Genomic DNA, 19380 nt, shown 5'->3' on the forward strand with positions numbered 1-19380 from the left:
TTCACATTCCTGTTATATATCAAGTATAGGTAGCACCCGAATCTGTGTCAATACAGTTTTCGGAATCGATTGATAATTCAGGCAATCATAGAAAAAACCGGCAACTTCAATTAAGTAGCTGCCGGTTGAATGAGCTTGTAGGATTCAGCTCAACAATTGCTTTCTGGAAGGCCTTCTAGTACCAGTCCACCGTTCTTGAAATCGAGTGATACTTCTTCCACCATGGTGCTGACGCGCTCATCTAGCGCTACCTGGATGCCGTTGACTTCTTTTATGACGTCACCTTGTTCCGGCGCGTCCATCGACAGCCCAAATTGCGGTCCACAGCAGCCTTGTCCCGCAAAATAAAAGCGGATGCCTTGTGCTTCATTTTCTTTCATCGAATCAAGCAACATGTCTTTAGCTGGTTGTGTGATATTCATAAATAAATCCCCCTTAAGTGGTTACGAGTTTCTTCATCTTTTCATAGCCGATGCTATTCTGTGCCTGCCATGGAATCAAAGCAGTCCGCTCAGCCAGTTCACTGCTGACTTTATGGATCCATGGCAATTCACTTCTGGCTTTTGCTTGCAGAAGCGATTCAGTTGTTCCGGTCCCGGCAAGGCTTTGATTGATAATCCAGTTTTTCGGGTGGATGCCTGCCCGCTTCAAATCTTGTTGCAGACGTGCCGCTTCATAAACAGGCGTCGCTTCCGGCAAAGTAACAAGCAAGACATCGGTTTCTTTCGGATCTCGCAGACGCGGCAATAAATTTTGAACACTTTCCGGAACTTCTCCGGTTGAACGTTCCAGTTCCCGGTGGTAAGTTTGCGTTGCGTCCAGCAGCAATAAGGTATGGCCAGTTGGCGCAGTGTCGATAATGACGATTTCATTGTCCGCTTTAGCGACAACTTCCGCAAAAGCACGGAATACGGCAATTTCTTCTGTACACGGCGAACGCAGATCTTCTTCGAGATAAGCCCGTGCCTCATCATCCAATGGCCCTGCCGTTCCCATGACTTGTGCTTTGTACAGTTCAACTTCCAGCTGTGGCTCGATGCGGGATACCGTTAAGCGGTCACCCCCCGTTCCTTCAAAGCGGTCTGCCAAGTGCGCGGCCGGATCAGTGGTCGTCAAATGGACATGATGCCCTTTTTCAGCCAAGCCGACGGCGAGCAGCGAGGCGACGGTCGTTTTGCCGACTCCGCCTTTTCCCATTGTCAGAATGACACGCGTTTCCTGCATGGAATAATAATTCACTAAGTCCTTCACACTGGCCAGTTTAGCAAGTAAATGATCCGACTCAGGAGCAGGACACCATTCAGGGTTCTGGAACAAGCGCCGCAGGTTGGCGATGCCGGTCAATGAGAATGCAACAAATGGCAACTTGTAAGCAGGCAGATTTTTTAGCTCAGCAGGCATTGCAGTTAGCGCTTGCTGGTGCTGAGATGAAAATGCCCGTGACACGAGGTCTTCCGTTTGAACCGGTGAATAAACACCATTCAGAATCAGCACTTGATTGCCAATGCCGATGCTTTGAAGTTCTTTAGACGCACGGGCGGCTTCTTTGAAAGACGCCGTATCCGGACGCGCCACCAAAACCAGCGTCGTCTGATCGGAATCGGACAAAGCTTTTACCGTTTTGGCATAAAGATCTTTCTTGGCATCGAGACCAGCAAGCGGCCCCAGGCAAGATGCACCGTGCGTGGAATCGTCCAGAAAACCGCTCCAGGCAGTCGGCAACTTCAAAAGCCGCAAGGTATGGCCGGTGGGTGCCGTGTCAAAAAGAATATGATCGTAATCATCCATAACTTGTTCATCCGCCAACAGTTTGGTGAATTCGTCGAATGCGGCAATTTCCACTGTGCAAGCACCAGAAAGCTGTTCTTCCATTTGATCGACAACCGCTTCCGGCAGTTTTCCCCGGTATGGGCCTACTACTGATTCACGATAAGTACGTGCGGCTTCTTCGGGATCCAAATTGCAGGCGAACAAGTTGTGGATGCCGCCAATTTCTTGAGGCTCATTGGTCAACTCTACTCCAAATACGTCTTGGAGGTTCGAGGCAGGATCCGTACTGACCAGCAGCACCCGTTTTCCTGAATCCGCTAACGCAACAGCTGTTGCAGATGCAGTTGAGGTTTTGCCGACCCCGCCTTTACCGGTGAAAAACAGAAACGGCGTTTTGTTGACATCCGATGGATTAAATATTCTGCCGGTCATTTTGCACCGGGTGAAGCGATTTTGACGTCTAGGCCGAGGCTTGGTTGTTTAACCGTCTGCAATTCAGATGCTTCTACGCCAAACCATTCAGCAAATTCCTCTGCAGCGGGATAATCGCCTATTTTAGCAATTTCTCCATCCACCAGTACTACAGGAAGCGAGTCGACGCCTTTATCAAACAACAAGGCATTGACCGTTTTGTTTTCAACAAAAGCCGCAGGATCGTTTCCTAAATTAAAGCGTTTGATGTCAAATCCTTTTTTCTCCAATGAAAAAACGGCAGCTGCCACAGCAGTCAATTTCGGATCCACTACAGGTCCGCAAACGCCGGTATCGCAGCACATTGCCGGATCGTATATCGTCACTTTTGTCATGCTATCCATTCTCCTTTAACAGTCAGTTTCCTGTTTCAGCGAAAGTCTGTATGCGAGTTCCAATCGAATCGCGAACCGTTTGGAAGACCGTCCATTTCTCTTCATCCGTGCCTTGCGCTTTTGCCGGGTCTTCAAAGCCCCAGTGCTCGCGTCTAACATGAGGCGGAGTCATCGGACACTTATCAGCCGCGTCGCCACAAAGTGTGACAACAAAGTCTGCGTTGTTCAATAATTCACTGTCTATGATGTCCGAAGTCTGATTGGATATATCGATGCCCACTTCGTTCATGGCTTTTACTGCATTCGGATTTAATCCGTGCGCTTCAATCCCTGCGCTGTATACATCCCATTCATCCGCTAAATGCTTCTTTGCCCAGCCTTCAGCCATTTGGCTGCGGCAGGAATTTCCGGTACATAAAAAATAGATGGTTTTTTTCGGCATAATGAGTTCTCCTTTTTCTCAGCAACTTAGGCTAATAGCTTATTTTATTCGTTCGTTATCATTTAATCTTTTGTATGCGTTCGTGTTCTGTTTTTTAACAGCAATCCACAGGTGCTTCTTTCGCGCGCAAGGCAACAAGCTGCGGATCTGAATCTTCGATATGACTTAAAATATCGTGCACCAATGGCGCGTGGACAGAATCTTTATTCATGGAATAAAACCGCCATTGTCCTCTTCTGTTTTCCTTTACGAGTCCCGCGTGTTTCAGCTTGCGCAGATGCTGGCTGATGGCCGGTTGACTCATGTCAAACATTTCAACAAATTGGCAGACGCATAACTCATTCGACTCCACCAACTTCATCATTAATAAGCGGGTTGAATCACTGACAGCTTTCAGGCAAACCGTAACGTCAGATGCAGATTGTTTTGCTAAAGTCTCCATTCAAATCCACTCCTTTGCGATTTAGTATATAACGAATTTGTTATATAAGTCAATTGTGATGTAAATCAACTAATAAATCAACTTTTTTTGATTTATTAGTTGATTCACATCCCGTTTCAGGTTATATTTAATTCATCAAATAAAATTGATTTAATGGAAAGCAGGGATTGAAATGGCTCAACAGCTGGAGAAAGAACTGGATTTCACGTTAGCTTTCGAGCGCACTGCTCAAAAATTCAAAGCGTTGGCAGATCCTAAACGATTGGAGCTCTTGAAGTTGATTTGCGAGAAAGGGTCAGTCTGTGTCTGTGACCTTGTTGAGGAAATGGATATGCCTCAATCGAAATTGTCCTATCATTTAAAAATTCTGTTGAATGCTGAATTGTTAACAAAAGAAACAAAAGGCACTTGGAGCTATTATGCATTGAATAATCCTGAAATAAAGCGGCTGATCGCTGCAGATATTTGTCGCCTGATTGACCCATCGTGCAGAACTCATTAATCTAGCAGCCAAACAAAATAAGAAAAAGGAGTGCTTTGAAATGACTACCACATTACCAGTAGCAATTATTGGAGGCGGGCCTGCCGGGCTTGCTGCTGCAGCTCATCTTGTCCAGTACAACCAGCCATTCATACTCTTTGAGGCAGGCCCATCACTCGGCAGCCATTTTCTTGAATATGGTGATGTCCGCCTATTCTCCACTTGGCGCTACAATATTGATGCGGCGTCCAAAAAGCTGTTCGAACACAACGGAGTCACTTTACCGGACGCGGATAAATTGCCAGTTGGCCGGGATATCGCTGAGCAATACTTGCAGCCTTTAGGCGCATTGCCTGAGCTGCAGCCGCATATTCACTTGAACAGCCGGGTCGTTCACCTGCAGCGACAAGGCTTGGACAAAGTGAAAACGGCAGATCGCGACGAAAGACCGTTTGTATTGACGGTCGAAAATTCAACAGGCGCGCGGCAAACGATACAAGCACGTGCGGTCATTGATGCGACGGGAACCTGGAAAAATCCCAATCCAGTGGTATCTGGTGGAATAAAGGACACCGCAGTTGAGTTGATAGACTATGGCATCCCTTCTATTTTAGGGACCGATCAAAAACACTTCGAGAACAAACGGATTGCCGTAGTTGGCAGCGGACATTCTGCCTTCAATTCATTGCTAGAACTTGTAAAGCTAAAAGACAAGTTCCCTGCCACTGATGTTACATGGATTATCCGAAAAGCAGTGCCTGACGAAGCACTGGGAGGCGGCAAAGCAGACCAATTGGCGGAGCGTGGTGCTCTCGGCACTCGGATTAAGGCATTGCTCGACCAAGGCGATATTACTGTTGAAACTTCGACTTTCATCCAATCAGTTACTCCATTAGATGATCGTCAGCTCCTGCTTGGTGCTGAACAAAATGGGCAAACAATTGAACTTGGACCATTTGACCGAATTATCGCGAATACCGGTTCCCGTCCAAATTTCGACTACCTAAGTGAAATTCGTTATGCATTTGATCCGGCACTTGAAAGCGTTCAGGCTCTTGCACCGCTTATCGATCCGAATATTCATAGTTGTGGAACGGTACGCCCGCATGGCGAGCGCGAACTGCGGCAACCAGAAAAAAACTTCTATATCATTGGTGCGAAAAGTTACGGGCGGGCTCCTACATTTTTAATGGCAACCGGCTTTGAACAAGCGCGATCTGTTGTAGCCTACCTTTCAGGCGATTATGAAGCAGCTGGACGTGTGGAACTGGAACTACCCGAAACCGGTGTCTGCAGCAGCCGCCCGCTAGTCTTCACTATCAACAGCGCCAAAACCGGAAGCAATTGTTGTTGAATGGAATGAATAATTTATATTCATTCAACAATTAAATTCATAAAATGAATAATTAATTTTTTTATTGCTTCATTTAAAATAAAAAATCACTTAATTTTATTCCAAACAAATAACCATTGATATTCATTGCATATAAAAAAGCCTGCATTCTTGAAAATGTAGGTTTTTTTTTGATTATTCATTTTTTTACTATATGAATGTCATTTAGACTGATCATCAAGTCAACCATCTGCCCTGCTGCCATGTTTTTGGCTTGTTGACTGGAAAAAGAACATTCCAGTTGATGATTGGCCGTTTTCAGTTTGCCTATATAAAATCCATGATTGAATATAAGCTGCTGAATTTCTCCGCGAATATGCATAGCGTCTGCCCCAGGTATTACGCCTTCTGGCATTAGCTGTATTGCCTCGGGGCGAAGGATCAAAAAACAGGAACCCTCTTCTATCAAATGAGGTACCGGAATTTCAAACTCTTCTAGCTTCGAACTGAAATAGCCATTTGTAACGGTCCCTTCAATAAGGTTTTTTAAACCAAGAAAAGCGGCGACTTTTGTGGTGTCAGGGTGGTCGCGAAGGTTTTGTGCAGTCCCTACCTGCAGCAGCTCTCCCTCACTCATCACACCAATCCGGTCAGATAAATAGAACGCCTCTTCCCGATCGTGAGTCACAAACAAAACAGTGACGCGGAATTCTTTTTGAATTTGTCTAAGCAGTTCCCGCATATCTTCTCGCAAGCTCGGGTCCAAGGCACTGAAGGGTTCATCCATCAACAATAATCGCGGATGGGCAACCAATGCTCTTGCTAAGGCCACCCGCTGCTGTTGTCCACCGCTTAGTTCGTCTGGATGACGGAAACCAAATCCTTGCAATCCTACATGTTCCAGCATGTTCCTTGCCTGATCCAATCGCATTTTTTTGCTGACTTTCTGCATTTTTAAGCCAAACGCTACATTCTCTTCTACTGTCATATGAGGAAACAGCAAGGATTTTTGAAACACCATGGCAAATCTTCGGTCTTCTGGTGGGACAGCCGTTAAATCGAAGTCGTCCATCCGAATTTCTCCGCCATCGGCTCTAATCAAGCCCGCCACTAGTTTCAACAGCGTTGTTTTGCCACAACCAGACGGTCCCAGCAAAGAGAAAAACTCCCCTTCCTTTATGGTCAGCCCAATTGGCTGAAGAGTAAACGCCGAATCATTTTTTGGCAATCTTGAGTTGTATTTTTTTTCGATGTTAATGATGCGCAAATCGTTCATTTCCCCACTCCTTCAGGCCTTCCCTGTGGCTGTTTTCTTTTTTTGATAGTATTTTTTCAAAGCGGCGTCCATACCCAATAAAGTCAGAATGGCTATTCCTGCAAACAGCAAGGAATAAGCAGACGCTATTGCCGGATCTCCACCGCTGATGAATGGAAATAACAAAATGGGCAGCGTTACCACTTGTCCCGAGCCAATAATGAACGTGATCAAATACTGGCTAAGAGAGATTAATATACTTAAACTGGCACCCGCTGCGATTCCCGGCATTATGTGTGGCAGCACCACATGATAGAAACGGGAAATTGTTCCTGCTCCGAGCATGCGTGCCTGATCTTCCCAATCGACTGATAAGGTATTGTAGCTGATCACCACTGCACGTACCATATAAGGCAGTGTTGGAGAGAGATGTGCCAAGACCACGCCAAGGACAGTCTCTGTCAAGCCGAGGCGCAAAAACGTCAAATGGATGCCCATTACTGCAACGAAAGGCGGAATAACGATTGGCGCGAAAATGATAGCTTCAAACAGCCATTTCGCGCGGAGCTGATTGCGCACCAGACTTTTAGCAGCCGGCACGGCGAGCAGAATATTGACTGCTGTCACGGTAACGGCAATCAGCAAACTGAATCCCACTGCCCGCCAAGTGTCCGAACTTCCCGTTAGCACATATTCCCACGAGCGGAAACTGAATGACTCAGGCAGGATATTTGGCCACTGCCAGCCAAAGGAGATACTTGACAAGACGAGCAAAAGGAACGGCAAGCCAATGAACAGCATTAAAACAACCACTAATATGATTTTGGTCAACCAAGAGGTTTTATTCATCAATCCCACCCCTTTAAGACATTCCAGCGCTTACTGAAATAATAAACGACAATCCCCAATAAGATCGTTATGGCTGCCAGGATGATATTCAACGCCAATGCTTCCGGTCGATCTGCTAATGTTCCACTTGTATACAATTGATAGGAATACACCGGCAACACACTCGGATACGTGACACCCAGTAAAAACGGCACTTCGAAAGCTGAAAACGTAAAGACGAACACAATGAAGGTTGCAATGGTCCAAGCCGGCAAAATAGCAGGCAGAACGATTTCATGGACAAAATCCCAGCTTCCTGCACCGAAAACACGTGCCACCTCACGCCACGACCGGTGTATGCGTGCCAGCACCGGATAGATCATCAATGAAATAAAAGGCGCTTCTTTCCAGGCATAGGTTAAAATGATTCCCCAACCGAATGGGTCATTGACCAGCACTGGGAAATCAGTAATTTCATCGATTATCCCTGCAGTGGCCAAAATTTTCGACAAAAACCCACTTTGCATAAACAGCAGGACGATGATATAGCCTCCTACCAGATGAGGAATGGTTAAGGGAAGCTGAAACAGCCGGTGCCACAGTTGAGAAGTTCCTGATTTTGTTGATTCGTTCAGCAGAAAAAGGGAAATTGCGATAATTGCCCCTAATACTCCTGCGAACAAAGAAGACAAGGCAGCGATTCGCAGGGTTAAGACAAGTGAAGCCCAAAACTCCGAGGATTGAAGCAGTTCTGTATAGGCAGCGGCTTCAAAGCGGGTCTCTCCAATTGCCGGGAAATACCCAAAGCTTTTCAGAAGTCCATCAAAAAGTCCTCCAAAAAACAGGAGGACAATGGTGCCGATGGCGGGAAGCAGCAAAAGGTAAGGTTTACTCTTTTGCCACATTTTCCATCCATCCTTTTTCTATGATTTCGATATAATCTGCGGACAGTTCCGGTAATTGATGATTCTCCAATTCTTCAAAAGGCAAAGTAGCTTCTCCTAAATCTACGTCATTCATAGCTTGCTGCTGTTCAGAAGAAAGCTTTTCAAAATCCAATGCCGTTAAATCGCCCCAATTTTCAGGTGACAGTTTAGCAGTTTGAGCTTCCGGCGACATCAGTTCATTGATCGTTACCATGGCTCCTGCTTTGTCTACTGAGTTGAATGGAATTGACAGGAAATGTGTATTCGCAAGCGTTCCTCCGTCAAGCACAAAAGTGCGGGTCGAATCAGGAAATCTGCCTTTTAACACTTCACTGGCTGCAAGGGCCGGATCGTAACTCATTGTCATACCGATTTCACCGCTCGCAAACAATTGATCCTGTTTAGCCAGGCTTTCCGGATAGGTTTCACCTTCACGCCATAAAAACGGTTCGATGCTGTTCAAATACTGCCACATCGGTTCAAAACGTTCCTCAAGGTCCTCAATTTCTGCTGCAGGCTGTTGGTATTGCTCATAGCCTCCGGTGGTTTCGTACAGTACCTGACGGATAAAAGCACTCCCGGTGAAATCAGGCAAAGCAGGATAGGTGAACTGGCCTGGATTTTCCTCAACCCATTGGGCCAGCTCTTCCATCGATTTTGGTGGATTTTCCGATCTGTTTTCGTCGTGTACAAATACAAATTGAGCTTTGCCCCAGGGCGCTTCCAGTCCATTGACAGGTTCTCCGAAATCAGCAGCGATGTCCGGTGCCTCCTGGTCAATATAGTCGTTGAAATTCGGCAATTGTCCACTAAAATCTCCCCACAGCAATTCATTGTCTTTGGCTGCTTTAAAATTTTCACCATTGATCCAAATGATGTCCATGCTGCCGTCTTCTTTGCCGACAGATTTTTCATCGACCAGCTGATTAATGATGTCTTGTGAATCGTTCACCGGCACCCGGTTTAAGTCGACACCATGTTGTTCTTTTAACCGAGGAGCCACCCATTCATCAAGATAGCGGTTGATGTTATCATTGCCGCCCCACATGTACATGTTGACTTCCTGTCCCGTGGCTGCTTCCGAGATTTCGTCCCAGTCGCCTGTAAGCAGGTTACCTGCTGCTACCGAAGAACCACTTTCAGTTTCCCCGGAACATGCTGCCATGGCGAGCACCAGCATGCCCGGAGCTATCAATGAATATTTTTTCATTTTTATTCCACTTCCTAAACTCTTGATGAACTTCTTATTCCTTATCGCGCGGCTGTTTCTTATTCCATTGATTTTTTATAACAATCGGAACTACGGTCAAGACTATGAAAACTACTATAGCCAAAACAATGATTTTCGGATTTCCGGTGACAAAGCTGCTGCCCAAAAAGTTGTAGGCGAAAGTGCCGGGGATGATGCCAATCAGTGTGGCCAAAGCGAAAGAAGTGAAACGGACTTTTGCAAAGGCCGCTGCATAGCTGATTAAATCAAAATTAATGACCGGAATAAACCGAAAAAGCAGGACATAGAAAAACCCGTTCTGTTCCATTTGAGACTGAATATTCCCTGCTTTGCCGGTCCATTCTTTTCGGACCAGACTCTTTCCCATCGTTTTGGCTACATAAAAAGACAGCATGGCACCGAATGTTGCACCGATGATCGTATAAAAAGTACCCATCCACGCACCAAATGCCAAGCCGCCGGCAATCGATAGGACTGAAGCCGGAAAGAAAATCAGCGGCCTAACCGTATACACAAGAATATAGATCACGGGAGACCATATGCCGAATGATAAAATCCAGCTGCGGAGATCGTTGGCATCGCCTTGGAAAACCAAACGGCCGAGCCAAATGGCCAGACCGGCCGCTACAGCAACCAATACCCACTTTCCAATTTGGATGCTGACGTTCTGTTTCATGAGTTGCGGGTATGCGCTGAGATGCTGAAGTAACGGCTTCTCATCTCATCATAACGCTTTCGGTTAACGCCCGCATCTGAATAGCCTACTCGTGAAGCTGATCGGAATTCGATTCGTTGAGCGGCATCATTGAAAAAGAACTCGATATCGTCTTTGAATTTCATTTTTTTGGATTTGGCCACTGCATAAACGTAATTCTCGTCGTTTTGTATAATCGTGATACCTTCGAATCCCTTCAGCATGCCGATCAGGTTCTTTTTCGCCTCTTTTTTGCTGCCATTGTAAGGCCATGCAGGTACGTGCTTATCTATAGACGCGGCTTGGGATGAAACAGCATTCGGGGTCGAAGGCATCTCTTTTAGACGGCCGTTTTCCACACCAAGTTTCGGCTTGCTGTTGTTTTTGATTGCCATGTTGGCAATGCCGATCCCCGCGGCTGCAGCAGCTCCGTAAATGGCAATTTTATCTGCAGGCAGTTCTCCCGCTTTCGCTTTATTAAAGGTTTTTACAACCGGCTGGTTCAAGAGATTATCCACGTAGACTTTTTTACCGATTTTCACCAGCACTTCACTGTAGGTCGGGTATGGGTGAATAACGCCCGACAGTTTCCCCATATTAATGTGCAGAGACTTGATTGTCTGGATTTGGCTGATGATTTCGCCTGCGCGGTCACCGAGAATGCTTGCCCCTAAAATATAGCCTTTTTTATCAAGGATGATTTTCACTTTGCCGATACTGTCTTTTTTTGTATTGGCACGATCCAAGTCAGCATATTCATGCTCATAAATCCGAATGGAATCGCCGTATTTCTCGCGTGCCTCCTTTTCGGATAATCCCGATCTGCCAAGTTCAGGATCTGTGTATGTACACCATGTGACATGTTCATAATCCATTTTTTTGTTGATAGGCAAAATAGCGTTTTGAGTAGCTGTAATGCCTTGCGCATTTGCCATATGCGATAATTGATAAGGCCCTACGACGTCACCAATTGCATAGATGCCTTTCGCCGATGTTTCCAAATGATCATCTACTTTAATGCTCTTAGAATCATAATCTACGCCTGCTTGTTCCAGATTATAACCTTTAACATTCGCTTGGCGCCCAAGTGCGATTAGAAGGCCTTCACCAGAAACAGTTGTCCCGGAACCATCTTTTTCAATCGTCAAATCGATTTGCCCGCCTTTTTGAGCTGCTTTAACAGCAGTGGCACCTGTATGAATCGTTATGCCTTCGTCAATCAGCCTCTGCTGAATCATCAAGACCAGCTCTTCTTCGTCTTTTGGAAGAATTTGTTCAGATTTCTCCACAAGCGTCACTTTCACGCCTATGCGGTTTAGCGCCTGGCTCATTTCGACACCAATAGCTCCACCGCCGAGAATCGTCATGGTTTTCGGGAAAGATTTTTGGGTGAAGATGGTTTCATTTGTTAAATAAGAAACATTGTCCAAGCCTTCGATTGGCGGGACCATTGGTGTTGAACCTGTCGAAAGGATAATTTTTTTCGCTTCGATTTGTTTGCCTTCGACTTCCACGGTATGAGGACCTACAAACCTCGCATAGCCGTTAACGAAATCAATACCGGATTGCTTTAACACTTCCGGAGATTCGCCGGCATATACTTTCTGGATAATGTCCTGTATATCTTTCAGCACAACCGATGTATCGACCTCTAGATTCGGGGTGTATTTTTTAGCATGATGGACTTCTTTAGCGATATTGATCAGCGACTTGCTTGGAATGCAGCCTGACCATGTACATTCACCACCTGGCAGATTTTTATCGATCAACACCACTTTTTTCGAAAATCCCGCTGCTGTGAAAGCTGCTGTAAGGCCTGCGGCACCTGCACCAATTATTGCAATATCATATTTTTTTACCATATTTACCATTTCCTTTCTTTTGCTCAATTACCTACATCTTAACAAAGAGTATAAAAAACTACCCTCTAAACTCCCTCGGTCAAGTAAAATCTTTTTACTTTTAAAATCGAATAGGCTGACTTAAGGGGGATTACGGGTGAGAAATAGCAACATATTATATACTGAAATCATCTCGAAAACGAAAAGGTGAAACAGATGTTGGATACACATGCACGTAAACACGTACAACCCCTTGTCGAAAAAACGGCTGATTTCTTGTTGAAAAAGGGCTTTACTGCCAATGGCATAACGAAAATCGCTTTTGCCATCGGCTTGTCTTCTGGTATTTTTATTTATCTCGATCAACCATTTTGGGCCGTATTCGCGCTTTGGTTCTCTGGATATTTGGATGTAGTCGATGGGACAATGGCACGAAAAACCAAACCTTCAGCATGGGGTACCTTATTGGACATTAGCTTTGACCGTCTCGTCGAGATCAGTGTTATTTTAGGACTGGCTTTTCGCTTTCCTGATTCGATGTGGGCGCTGCTGCTCTTAAGCACTTCTATTATTATTGCGATGACCGTATTTTTAACAGTCGGTGCCTTATCCGATAAAGAAGGCATGAAATCTTTCTATTACCAGGCAGGATTGGCTGAAAGAACCGAAGGGTTTATACTCTTTACCCTAATGATTGTTTTTTCAACATACTTAACTGCATTAACTTTGATTTTTTTAGTTGTACAAATTATTACAATTTGTCAGCGCATGGCTGAAGCGAGGCGAATTTTGAAATAGAGGAGAATGATGCCTGATGAAGACCCTCATACTTGTGGGAGGTGGACATGCACATTTGCATTGCTTAGAACAACTGAAGGAGAAACAACCGAAAAACTTTCGGATTGTTTTAATCTCCCCCTCGTCTTATCAATATTATTCCGGTATGTTTTCTGGTTACACAGAAGGCTTCTATAACCTTGAAGAGATTCGAATTAACTTAAAAAAACTTTGCGAAAAAATCGGTGTAAAATTTATCGAGGATGAAATCATTTCCGTCCATGCAGACATGAGAAAACTGACAGGCAAAAACGGAACGGAATACCACTACGACCTGGTTTCGTTTGATATTGGTTCCCGTGCAGATTTGCCCACTTCAATAAAAGACAGAGCATCGTCCATCAAACCGAATTACCGTTTTGCCGAACAGCTGCAGCGGATACGGAGTTCGACTCATCCGGTTGTCGTTGGAGGCGGCGCTTCAGGTGTGGAACTGGCTTTTTCCATTCTGGCTTGGAGAAAGCAGCAAAATCTTCCTGAAAATGTGTTATTGTTCAGCTCGACTTCTCTTTTGTCTGGCCAAGGGGATGCAGCTTCGAAAAAAATTGAAGCCATTGCTTCTCGAAAGGCTTTGTCTTTTTACACAGGTGTTTCCGTCAGAACAATTGCCGGATCTCGTCTTTTGCTCAGTACTGGACAATTCTATCCACAATCCGATGTTTTGTGGCTGACTGGACCGAAAAGCTCGGACTTGTTCCGCCATTCGGGACTACCGACAGATGACTCGGGATACCTGCTGGTCAATGATGCATTGCAGAGCGTCAAGCACCCTGAAATATTTGGTGCGGGCGACTGCATAAACATTGACCGCTATCCGTCACTTCCAAAGAACGGCGTATATGCCGTGCGGCAAGGTCCGATTCTGTGGACAAATCTAAACAAATGCCTATCGGAAGACAAACTGAACGTGTTCAACCCGCAAAAACGCTATGTCTCTATTCTGTCCACCGGCGGAGGTGAAGCATTTCTATCCTATGGAACATGCGTCATTCACGGTAAGATTCCATGGAAGCTAAAACGGCGCATCGACCGAAAATTCATGAAACGCTATCAAGCTATCTATCAATAGACAAAAGTTGCTGAGTGGCGGCTTTTTTCATAAGGTATACCCCAGCTACAACATCACTTATAAGAAAAGACAGCATAAAAAGCCAACTGGTTTAAAGCCAATTGGCTTTTATTCGTTGATTGATAAGATAACAAAGCAATTAGCTCTAAATCAGCTAAATTCAGAATTGGCATTAGAAGAAACGATTCTGTTTTTTCATCTTCAACGGAATAAAATAATGGTTTTCGTCTTCCCATCCAAGCTCCTGCATCAGAATTTGAAAAGTGGAATGAAAAAATTCCTGAATGGTCCCAGATGGATCTGGTGAAGTGACGATACTCTCCAAGTCCAGAAAATATTCGCTTACAGCTTTATCAAAATACGCTTGAGAGGGTTTTAAGGACTTGTTATCTAACTCTTTAAAAATAAAAGGATAAGGTAAAACAAAAAATGTTGGTACGTCTACTTTTTCATCACCCAACCAGAATCCATATTCAATCATCTGCTCGTCAAAAGCCGCTTTTTCAATGACTTTATCTTCTGGAAATGGTTCCATTTTGTCCTTGATAATCAGTAAAGACACATCAAAAGTGCCCCAAAACAGCACCGGCTTCATTTTTCTGCATCGCAGCGGCCCCACAAACTTCATCTGCTCACGCAGCGCAAATTGAAAAAGCAGAAGTCCTCTCATTGCATCCTCGTGGTGAAAGCTTAAAGTCGTTGTATCTTCATTGAGATTTCTCTTGTAAGTCATTTCCTGTGGTTTAGGATTGATGGTTAGCTCAATACCATGTGAGATTAAAGCTCCAATGATTTCTTCGTAGTATATTTTGATTGATTTGGATGGTTTTAGTCTAAAAGATTGCACATCTCCATCGACATTCACTTGAATTTGACTGTTCCGTATATCCAAATCGATTTGAAAAACCGCATTTTTCACAAACAATGTGCCAGTCGTAAAACCATTAGCTGTTACAGTCAATCCGACATGCGCCCACTGTGGTTCCTGTTGAGCTGCTTCTAATTTGATCTTGCCCAATATCTGTGAAATCAAATGCAAAGTGAATTTGGTGTCTGCCCACTCCGAATGACGTATAACATCCAGCTCCATTACGTTCGCCCCCTAAAAGTAAGTAAGCTTCCTTTTGATAATTGCAGTCTTATTCTCCTTTCATCTACAAGGCTTACTATTAGACATCTATAGAAATTCTCCTGCAAGTGATTTCAGCAATCATCACATTTACAGAAACTTCAAAGAAATTGAAACAAATTTTTAAAGTTTAAAGAACCTTTGCGAGTTAAGACAGAAAGCATTTACACTTAAATACATCTGATGTGTTAATCTCCTATGGATTATGGGTATAGGGTATCAAAGACATCATACAAATTAGAGGAGGAAACAGCATGGATTCATCTATATGGCTGTACATAGCACTTGCAATCTTCGTCTTGGGGCTTATCATTGCAATCATTGGCGTAGTGGTGATGATCAAAGGAATTAAAGAACCATTGAAGGAAATAAAAGGTTCGGCGAACAATCTAAAAGAACGCGTCGATAAACTGAATTTAGAAGCGACGACGCTTTCACATCAAGCGAACGAACTAAAAGAAGACGTACAGATGAAATCTGAAAAAGTCACCGTATTCGTCGATGCTGCTAAAGGGACGATGAACTCAGTCATTGACTTAAATGCGACAGTTCGCTCGATAACCGGTGATATCTCGACAAGAGTGGATCGGGACAAACGCAATATTGCACAAGTCAATCAGTACAGTAATACAGCAATGGGTGTGGTTAATTTCGTGAAAGACCGGAAGTCACCAAAAAGCAGCAACCACACTTATGCTCCAACTCCTATTCCTGACGTGAAAGAATATTAAGGAACCCACTTAAAACAAAGCACGCCAGTATCAGTTTTATCTGATACTGGCGTGCTTTTATATTTGTTGCTGTTTAATTCCACGCATTCATTGTAATCACAATTTAAGCATTGTAGTAGAAAAAGGTATGAAACAACACAGCGGAAAGCGAAGCTGCTGCTTTGTCTATCGCTTGCACATGTATCACATCGAGTTTCGAATTGATGATTCGATTAGACATGGATACGGCCCCAATTTCTTTGCCGTTGCATTTGAGATGACCTGTTCCTGCAAAGTCTTTATCAAAATAGTAATCTTGCTCATTGAGCCGGAAAGAATAGGCTGTTTCCATTAATTGAACTCTGCTTTTTACAATTTTTACTGATTCTGAAGAGACATGGTCAACCAGTAAATAGCGGAAACCTGGAAACCGGCAATCGATAACATAGACAGCCTTTCCATCCGGCTCTGCAATGCTGTATGTATAGGGTAATCCAGAACGCAAGATGGCATTCAAAATTTGCGCTAAAATCTTATGGCTTTGACGATTCAAAAAAAATATCGTTTCTCCGTACTCATCTTTTATCAACATTTGTTTCGGCCGGTATAAGGTTTTGAAGACTTGATAAGTAAATTTCTGCATCCTCCTCTTCCTTTCACTTGTTCTATTATAAGTAACAGAAAATGTTCACTTCGCTATCAAATTTCATGTCTTTGTTTATTACCTTACTACAGAAATCAGCTAAATGTTAAAAACCTCCTTCTTTTTATATGCTGTCTTGCTCTATTCAGAGAGAAGGCATTAAAAAACATTTTACATCAAATCTTCCGAACTCTTTATTGGTAACTCCCATTAAATTGAAATAGTCTAAATTTTTTATTTATATTTCACATGACACTATCATGTTTAAGGCTAATCCATTAAACTGATAGTACTTGGAAAATTATAACTTTTTTAAAAGAGTAGAAATGATATATTTCTCATTTATGGCATAAATTTTATAGGAAAAACACAAGCTTTTATTGAGAGGAGATCCAGAATGATGAAACCTATTTCAGAAATAATTGGACAAGATATATTATCTTCTACCGCTCTGTTTGACTCCATTAAAGATTCGGTTTTTTTAATGGAGCAAGAACATGATTCCTATCGGTACCTTTACGCAAATGCATCCGCTCTATCTATACTGCCGACTCATGAAGTTATTGGAAGTCGAATCGATGAAATTTTGCCTCAGGAACAAAGCCGCAAGTTAAACCATTATTATCAAAAAGTGCAATCTACACGAAAACCATTAGAGTTTATAGAAAAAATTTCAACTGACAATAGAGAATTCATCGGAGAAACAATACTTAATCCCATACTGACTGAAGATCATCAATGTTTATACATATTAGCCATCGTAAGAGATGTCACTGCAAGAGAACAGAAGAAAAAAGAACTTCAAAATACCAAACAAGAAGTGGAAATACAACGAGAACGTTTGAATTCATTGGTCGAAAACAATGGAAATGCGGTTTTTGAATTTGACCAGCAAATGAACTTTATTAGCATCAATAAGAAAGTCACTGAAGTAACGGGTTTTAGCAAAGATGAACTGCTTGGCCAATCCATTGTCTCTCTGGTGGCAGATATCTATCTTGAAGAAACCCTCTCCTGTTTCAAAGAGGCATTGAATGGAAATGCAAATGAGTTCCATACAGCTATTTATACAAAAAATAACAAACTGTCCTACTTTCAAGTCAACACAATTCCAATTATTGTCGAAGAGCGGTTAATCGGAATTTATGCCATCGCCAAAGAAATTACTGAACAAAAAGAAATCAGTCGCCTTTTGAAAGAAAGCCAACAACGCTATAAATCGCTTTTTGATAACCATCCACATGGCATTTTCTCTTTTGATCGAAACGGGAATTTGGAGAGCGGAAACACCGGTGCAGAAAACATCACCGGCTATTCCATGGAAGAATTACTGGTAAAATCGTTCATGGCTATGGTCGCTGAACAAGACATTGAAAAAATGAAATATTACTTTTACAAAGCCATCAAAGAAAAACAACCGCAACGCTATGAATTTTCTATTTACCATAAAGCTGGACAGTTAATTGATTTAGAGGCGATGAACATTCCTATTATCGTCAATGAACATTTGGTAGGGATTCATGGGATTGTAACGGATGTTACTGAGAAAAAACGCGCCCAAAAAGAATTGACTGAGACCAAAGAAAATCTTGAAATTTTTTGGGAAAATTCCACAGACCCCATCTTCTATATTGATACAAATGGCGATATCCTAAAAGTGAATCCGGCTTTTGAAGCAACATTTGGATTCACGGAAGCTGAAATGATTGAAGGAAAAGGCACGATCATCCCACAACATATGAGAACAGATCAGCTTAAAATTGTAGAACAGATTGTAAATGGCGAAACTGTTAATTCCCATGACACGATTCGTATAACCAAATCAGGAAAACACTTGAATATCATTTCCTCTTACTCCCCGGTACGGAATGTAAACAAAGAAGTCACTGGGGCTACTATCATTTATAAAAATGTGACGAATCTTAAAGAGGCTGAAAGAGAATTGATGAAAAGTCAGGAAAAGTACAAGCTGATTACTGAGAGTACGTTTGATATCATTACCTTGATCAATCTTTCAGGACAGATTGAGTATGTCTCTCCTGCTAATGAGAAAATACTGGGATATTCTGATCAAGCCTATATCGGCAGTCCCTTTACAACAAACGCACATCCGGAAGATGCCTTTAAATTGATCGAGGGAGTCACTTCCCTTATTGACGGCGGCAGGCATTCCACAATTGAGGTTCGTTTTTTGCATAGGGATGGCCATTATATCTGGATGGAAGTCTCTCCTACTCCTGTGATGGCGAATGGAAAACTAAAACAATTCTTCATGATTGCCAGAGATATCACAGAGAGAAAAAGGCTTCAGGACAAAATTGCGAAAATGGCTTTTTATGATTATTTATCAGGCATACCAAATCGACGAACATTTGATGATCGGCTGCAAAAAGCAATTCAACAAGCAGAGCGATCTGATAAAAAAGTAGCAGTTCTCATGCTTGACGGCCGTAAATTCAAACAGATTAATGACCAATTCGGCCATGATGCTGGGGATGCCGTCATTAAAGAAATGGCCACTCGACTTCAAGCTTCCATCCGTCCGCATGATACGGCAGCCAGATTAGGCGGAGATGAAATGGGCGTTGTTTTGCCCGACATCACTTCGGTGGAGTTTGCGGAAGAAACAGCAAAACGAGTTTTGACCTCGTTTCAGCAGCCATTCAATTTCAATGGTTCTGATATTAAAATGGGCGCAGGCATTGGCATTTCGATTTATCCCGATCACGCTACAGATGAAAAGTATTTGATAAAGTACGCGGATTTGGCGCTTTACGAAGCCAAAAAATCAGATCATGATGAATTTAAAGTTTACAGCTAGAAATACAAAAGCCTGAGAAAACCTTTAAAAGAGGTTCTCAGGCTTTTATTCGTACTGCGATTTCATGGATAAAACAGTTTGGATTTTGTCCATTTGACTAGAGCGTAGAATTTTTTGAGAAA

Annotated in this window: 19 protein-coding genes; 6 read left to right on the forward strand and 13 right to left on the reverse strand. The window is 43.2% G+C overall.

Annotated features, from left to right (window positions below):
• Positions 1-149: 149 nt before the first annotated feature.
• From FQV26_RS09270 to FQV26_RS09290, 5 genes are all read right to left on the reverse strand, one after another.
• Positions 150-422 carry an iron-sulfur cluster assembly accessory protein gene (locus FQV26_RS09270; RefSeq protein ID WP_146557200.1) on the reverse strand — a complete coding sequence of 91 codons (273 nt, stop codon included), beginning with the start codon at positions 420-422 and terminating at the stop codon, positions 150-152.
• A gap of 13 nt (positions 423-435) precedes the next feature.
• Complete coding sequence (gene arsA, locus FQV26_RS09275) at positions 436-2202, reverse strand: arsenical pump-driving ATPase (protein ID WP_146557201.1); 1767 nt, start codon at positions 2200-2202, stop codon at positions 436-438.
• Positions 2199-2576, reverse strand: a complete 378-nt coding sequence (gene arsD, locus FQV26_RS09280; RefSeq protein ID WP_146557202.1) for an arsenite efflux transporter metallochaperone ArsD — start codon at positions 2574-2576, stop codon at positions 2199-2201. The genes arsA and arsD overlap by 4 nt, the downstream gene beginning before the upstream one ends.
• 22 nt (positions 2577-2598) lie before the next feature.
• On the reverse strand, positions 2599-3018 hold the full coding sequence (gene arsC / locus FQV26_RS09285) for an arsenate reductase (thioredoxin) (protein ID WP_146557203.1): 420 nt from the start codon (positions 3016-3018) through the stop codon (positions 2599-2601).
• A 94-nt stretch (positions 3019-3112) separates the two neighbouring features.
• Positions 3113-3460, reverse strand: a complete 348-nt coding sequence (locus tag FQV26_RS09290) for an ArsR/SmtB family transcription factor (RefSeq protein WP_146557204.1) — start codon at positions 3458-3460, stop codon at positions 3113-3115.
• A 172-nt stretch (positions 3461-3632) separates the two neighbouring features.
• On the opposite strand from FQV26_RS09290, the gene FQV26_RS09295 reads away from it, so the two are divergent.
• The gene (locus FQV26_RS09295; protein WP_146557205.1) at positions 3633-3962 is read left to right on the forward strand and encodes an ArsR/SmtB family transcription factor; all 330 of its coding nucleotides are present in this window, start codon (positions 3633-3635) and stop codon (positions 3960-3962) included.
• A 40-nt stretch (positions 3963-4002) separates the two neighbouring features.
• On the forward strand, positions 4003-5295 hold the full coding sequence (locus tag FQV26_RS09300; RefSeq protein ID WP_146557206.1) for an NAD(P)-binding domain-containing protein: 1293 nt from the start codon (positions 4003-4005) through the stop codon (positions 5293-5295).
• Between the two features lie 178 nt (positions 5296-5473).
• Here FQV26_RS09300 and FQV26_RS09305 read toward each other — a convergent pair whose 3' ends face one another.
• The 6 genes from FQV26_RS09305 to FQV26_RS09330 are packed head-to-tail and all read right to left on the reverse strand — an operon-like array spanning position 5474 to position 12070.
• The gene (locus FQV26_RS09305) at positions 5474-6550 is read right to left on the reverse strand and encodes an ABC transporter ATP-binding protein (protein WP_146557207.1); all 1077 of its coding nucleotides are present in this window, start codon (positions 6548-6550) and stop codon (positions 5474-5476) included.
• A 12-nt stretch (positions 6551-6562) separates the two neighbouring features.
• Positions 6563-7378 (reverse strand): ABC transporter permease, encoded by an 816-nt coding sequence (locus tag FQV26_RS09310; protein WP_146557208.1) that lies wholly within the window; start codon positions 7376-7378, stop codon positions 6563-6565.
• Entirely contained in the window at positions 7378-8262 is an 885-nt protein-coding gene (locus tag FQV26_RS09315; protein ID WP_146557209.1) for an ABC transporter permease, read from the reverse strand. Before FQV26_RS09315 ends, FQV26_RS09310 begins: the two co-directional genes overlap by 1 nt.
• Positions 8246-9493, reverse strand: coding sequence for an ABC transporter substrate-binding protein (locus tag FQV26_RS09320; protein WP_146557210.1), 1248 nt, complete (start codon positions 9491-9493; stop codon positions 8246-8248). Before FQV26_RS09320 ends, FQV26_RS09315 begins: the two co-directional genes overlap by 17 nt.
• Before the next feature lie 34 nt (positions 9494-9527).
• Positions 9528-10190 carry a TVP38/TMEM64 family protein gene (locus FQV26_RS09325; RefSeq protein WP_146557211.1) on the reverse strand — a complete coding sequence of 221 codons (663 nt, stop codon included), beginning with the start codon at positions 10188-10190 and terminating at the stop codon, positions 9528-9530.
• Entirely contained in the window at positions 10187-12070 is a 1884-nt protein-coding gene (locus FQV26_RS09330) for an FAD-dependent oxidoreductase (RefSeq protein WP_146557212.1), read from the reverse strand. The genes FQV26_RS09325 and FQV26_RS09330 overlap by 4 nt, the downstream gene beginning before the upstream one ends.
• A 195-nt stretch (positions 12071-12265) precedes the next feature.
• On the opposite strand from FQV26_RS09330, the gene FQV26_RS09335 reads away from it, so the two are divergent.
• Both FQV26_RS09335 and FQV26_RS09340 read left to right on the forward strand, forming a co-directional pair.
• On the forward strand, positions 12266-12847 hold the full coding sequence (locus tag FQV26_RS09335) for a CDP-alcohol phosphatidyltransferase family protein (protein WP_146557213.1): 582 nt from the start codon (positions 12266-12268) through the stop codon (positions 12845-12847).
• A gap of 16 nt (positions 12848-12863) precedes the next feature.
• A complete protein-coding gene (locus FQV26_RS09340; RefSeq protein WP_146557214.1) occupies positions 12864-13955 on the forward strand; it encodes an FAD-dependent oxidoreductase in 1092 nt (363 codons plus the stop codon).
• A 172-nt stretch (positions 13956-14127) separates the two neighbouring features.
• Here FQV26_RS09340 and FQV26_RS09345 read toward each other — a convergent pair whose 3' ends face one another.
• A complete protein-coding gene (locus tag FQV26_RS09345) occupies positions 14128-15045 on the reverse strand; it encodes a DUF5996 family protein (RefSeq protein WP_146557215.1) in 918 nt (305 codons plus the stop codon).
• 293 nt (positions 15046-15338) lie between these two features.
• Between FQV26_RS09345 and FQV26_RS09350 the strand changes: the two genes are divergently transcribed.
• Complete coding sequence (locus tag FQV26_RS09350; RefSeq protein WP_146557216.1) at positions 15339-15815, forward strand: DUF948 domain-containing protein; 477 nt, start codon at positions 15339-15341, stop codon at positions 15813-15815.
• A gap of 103 nt (positions 15816-15918) precedes the next feature.
• Here the strand turns inward: FQV26_RS09350 and FQV26_RS09355 are convergent, their stop codons facing one another.
• Positions 15919-16437 (reverse strand): tubby C-terminal domain-like protein, encoded by a 519-nt coding sequence (locus FQV26_RS09355; RefSeq protein ID WP_146557217.1) that lies wholly within the window; start codon positions 16435-16437, stop codon positions 15919-15921.
• A gap of 397 nt (positions 16438-16834) precedes the next feature.
• Here FQV26_RS09355 and FQV26_RS09360 point away from each other — a divergent pair, with 397 nt between their 5' ends.
• Positions 16835-19258, forward strand: a complete 2424-nt coding sequence (locus FQV26_RS09360) for a PAS domain S-box protein (RefSeq protein WP_261384296.1) — start codon at positions 16835-16837, stop codon at positions 19256-19258.
• Positions 19259-19380 lie beyond the last annotated feature (122 nt).

The sequence above is a fragment of the Planococcus sp. CPCC 101016 genome (assembly GCF_007859295.1).
Lineage (GTDB): Bacteria > Bacillota > Bacilli > Bacillales_A > Planococcaceae > Planococcus.

Excerpts from the sequence above, each read along its gene's own strand:
- FQV26_RS09270 (WP_146557200.1), bottom strand. The coding sequence starts at position 422 with ATGAATATCACACAACCAGCTAAAGACATGTTGCTTGATTCGATGAAA.
- arsA (WP_146557201.1), bottom strand. The coding sequence starts at position 2,202 with ATGACCGGCAGAATATTTAATCCATCGGATGTCAACAAAACGCCGTTT.
- arsD (WP_146557202.1), bottom strand. The coding sequence starts at position 2,576 with ATGACAAAAGTGACGATATACGATCCGGCAATGTGCTGCGATACCGGC.
- arsC (WP_146557203.1), bottom strand. The coding sequence starts at position 3,018 with ATGCCGAAAAAAACCATCTATTTTTTATGTACCGGAAATTCCTGCCGC.
- FQV26_RS09290 (WP_146557204.1), bottom strand. The coding sequence starts at position 3,460 with ATGGAGACTTTAGCAAAACAATCTGCATCTGACGTTACGGTTTGCCTG.
- FQV26_RS09295 (WP_146557205.1), top strand. The coding sequence starts at position 3,633 with ATGGCTCAACAGCTGGAGAAAGAACTGGATTTCACGTTAGCTTTCGAG.
- FQV26_RS09300 (WP_146557206.1), top strand. The coding sequence starts at position 4,003 with ATGACTACCACATTACCAGTAGCAATTATTGGAGGCGGGCCTGCCGGG.
- FQV26_RS09305 (WP_146557207.1), bottom strand. The coding sequence starts at position 6,550 with ATGAACGATTTGCGCATCATTAACATCGAAAAAAAATACAACTCAAGA.
- FQV26_RS09310 (WP_146557208.1), bottom strand. The coding sequence starts at position 7,378 with ATGAATAAAACCTCTTGGTTGACCAAAATCATATTAGTGGTTGTTTTA.
- FQV26_RS09315 (WP_146557209.1), bottom strand. The coding sequence starts at position 8,262 with ATGTGGCAAAAGAGTAAACCTTACCTTTTGCTGCTTCCCGCCATCGGC.
- FQV26_RS09320 (WP_146557210.1), bottom strand. The coding sequence starts at position 9,493 with ATGAAAAAATATTCATTGATAGCTCCGGGCATGCTGGTGCTCGCCATG.
- FQV26_RS09325 (WP_146557211.1), bottom strand. The coding sequence starts at position 10,190 with ATGAAACAGAACGTCAGCATCCAAATTGGAAAGTGGGTATTGGTTGCT.
- FQV26_RS09330 (WP_146557212.1), bottom strand. The coding sequence starts at position 12,070 with ATGGTAAAAAAATATGATATTGCAATAATTGGTGCAGGTGCCGCAGGC.
- FQV26_RS09335 (WP_146557213.1), top strand. The coding sequence starts at position 12,266 with ATGTTGGATACACATGCACGTAAACACGTACAACCCCTTGTCGAAAAA.
- FQV26_RS09340 (WP_146557214.1), top strand. The coding sequence starts at position 12,864 with ATGAAGACCCTCATACTTGTGGGAGGTGGACATGCACATTTGCATTGC.
- FQV26_RS09345 (WP_146557215.1), bottom strand. The coding sequence starts at position 15,045 with ATGGAGCTGGATGTTATACGTCATTCGGAGTGGGCAGACACCAAATTC.
- FQV26_RS09350 (WP_146557216.1), top strand. The coding sequence starts at position 15,339 with ATGGATTCATCTATATGGCTGTACATAGCACTTGCAATCTTCGTCTTG.
- FQV26_RS09355 (WP_146557217.1), bottom strand. The coding sequence starts at position 16,437 with ATGCAGAAATTTACTTATCAAGTCTTCAAAACCTTATACCGGCCGAAA.
- FQV26_RS09360 (WP_261384296.1), top strand. The coding sequence starts at position 16,835 with ATGATGAAACCTATTTCAGAAATAATTGGACAAGATATATTATCTTCT.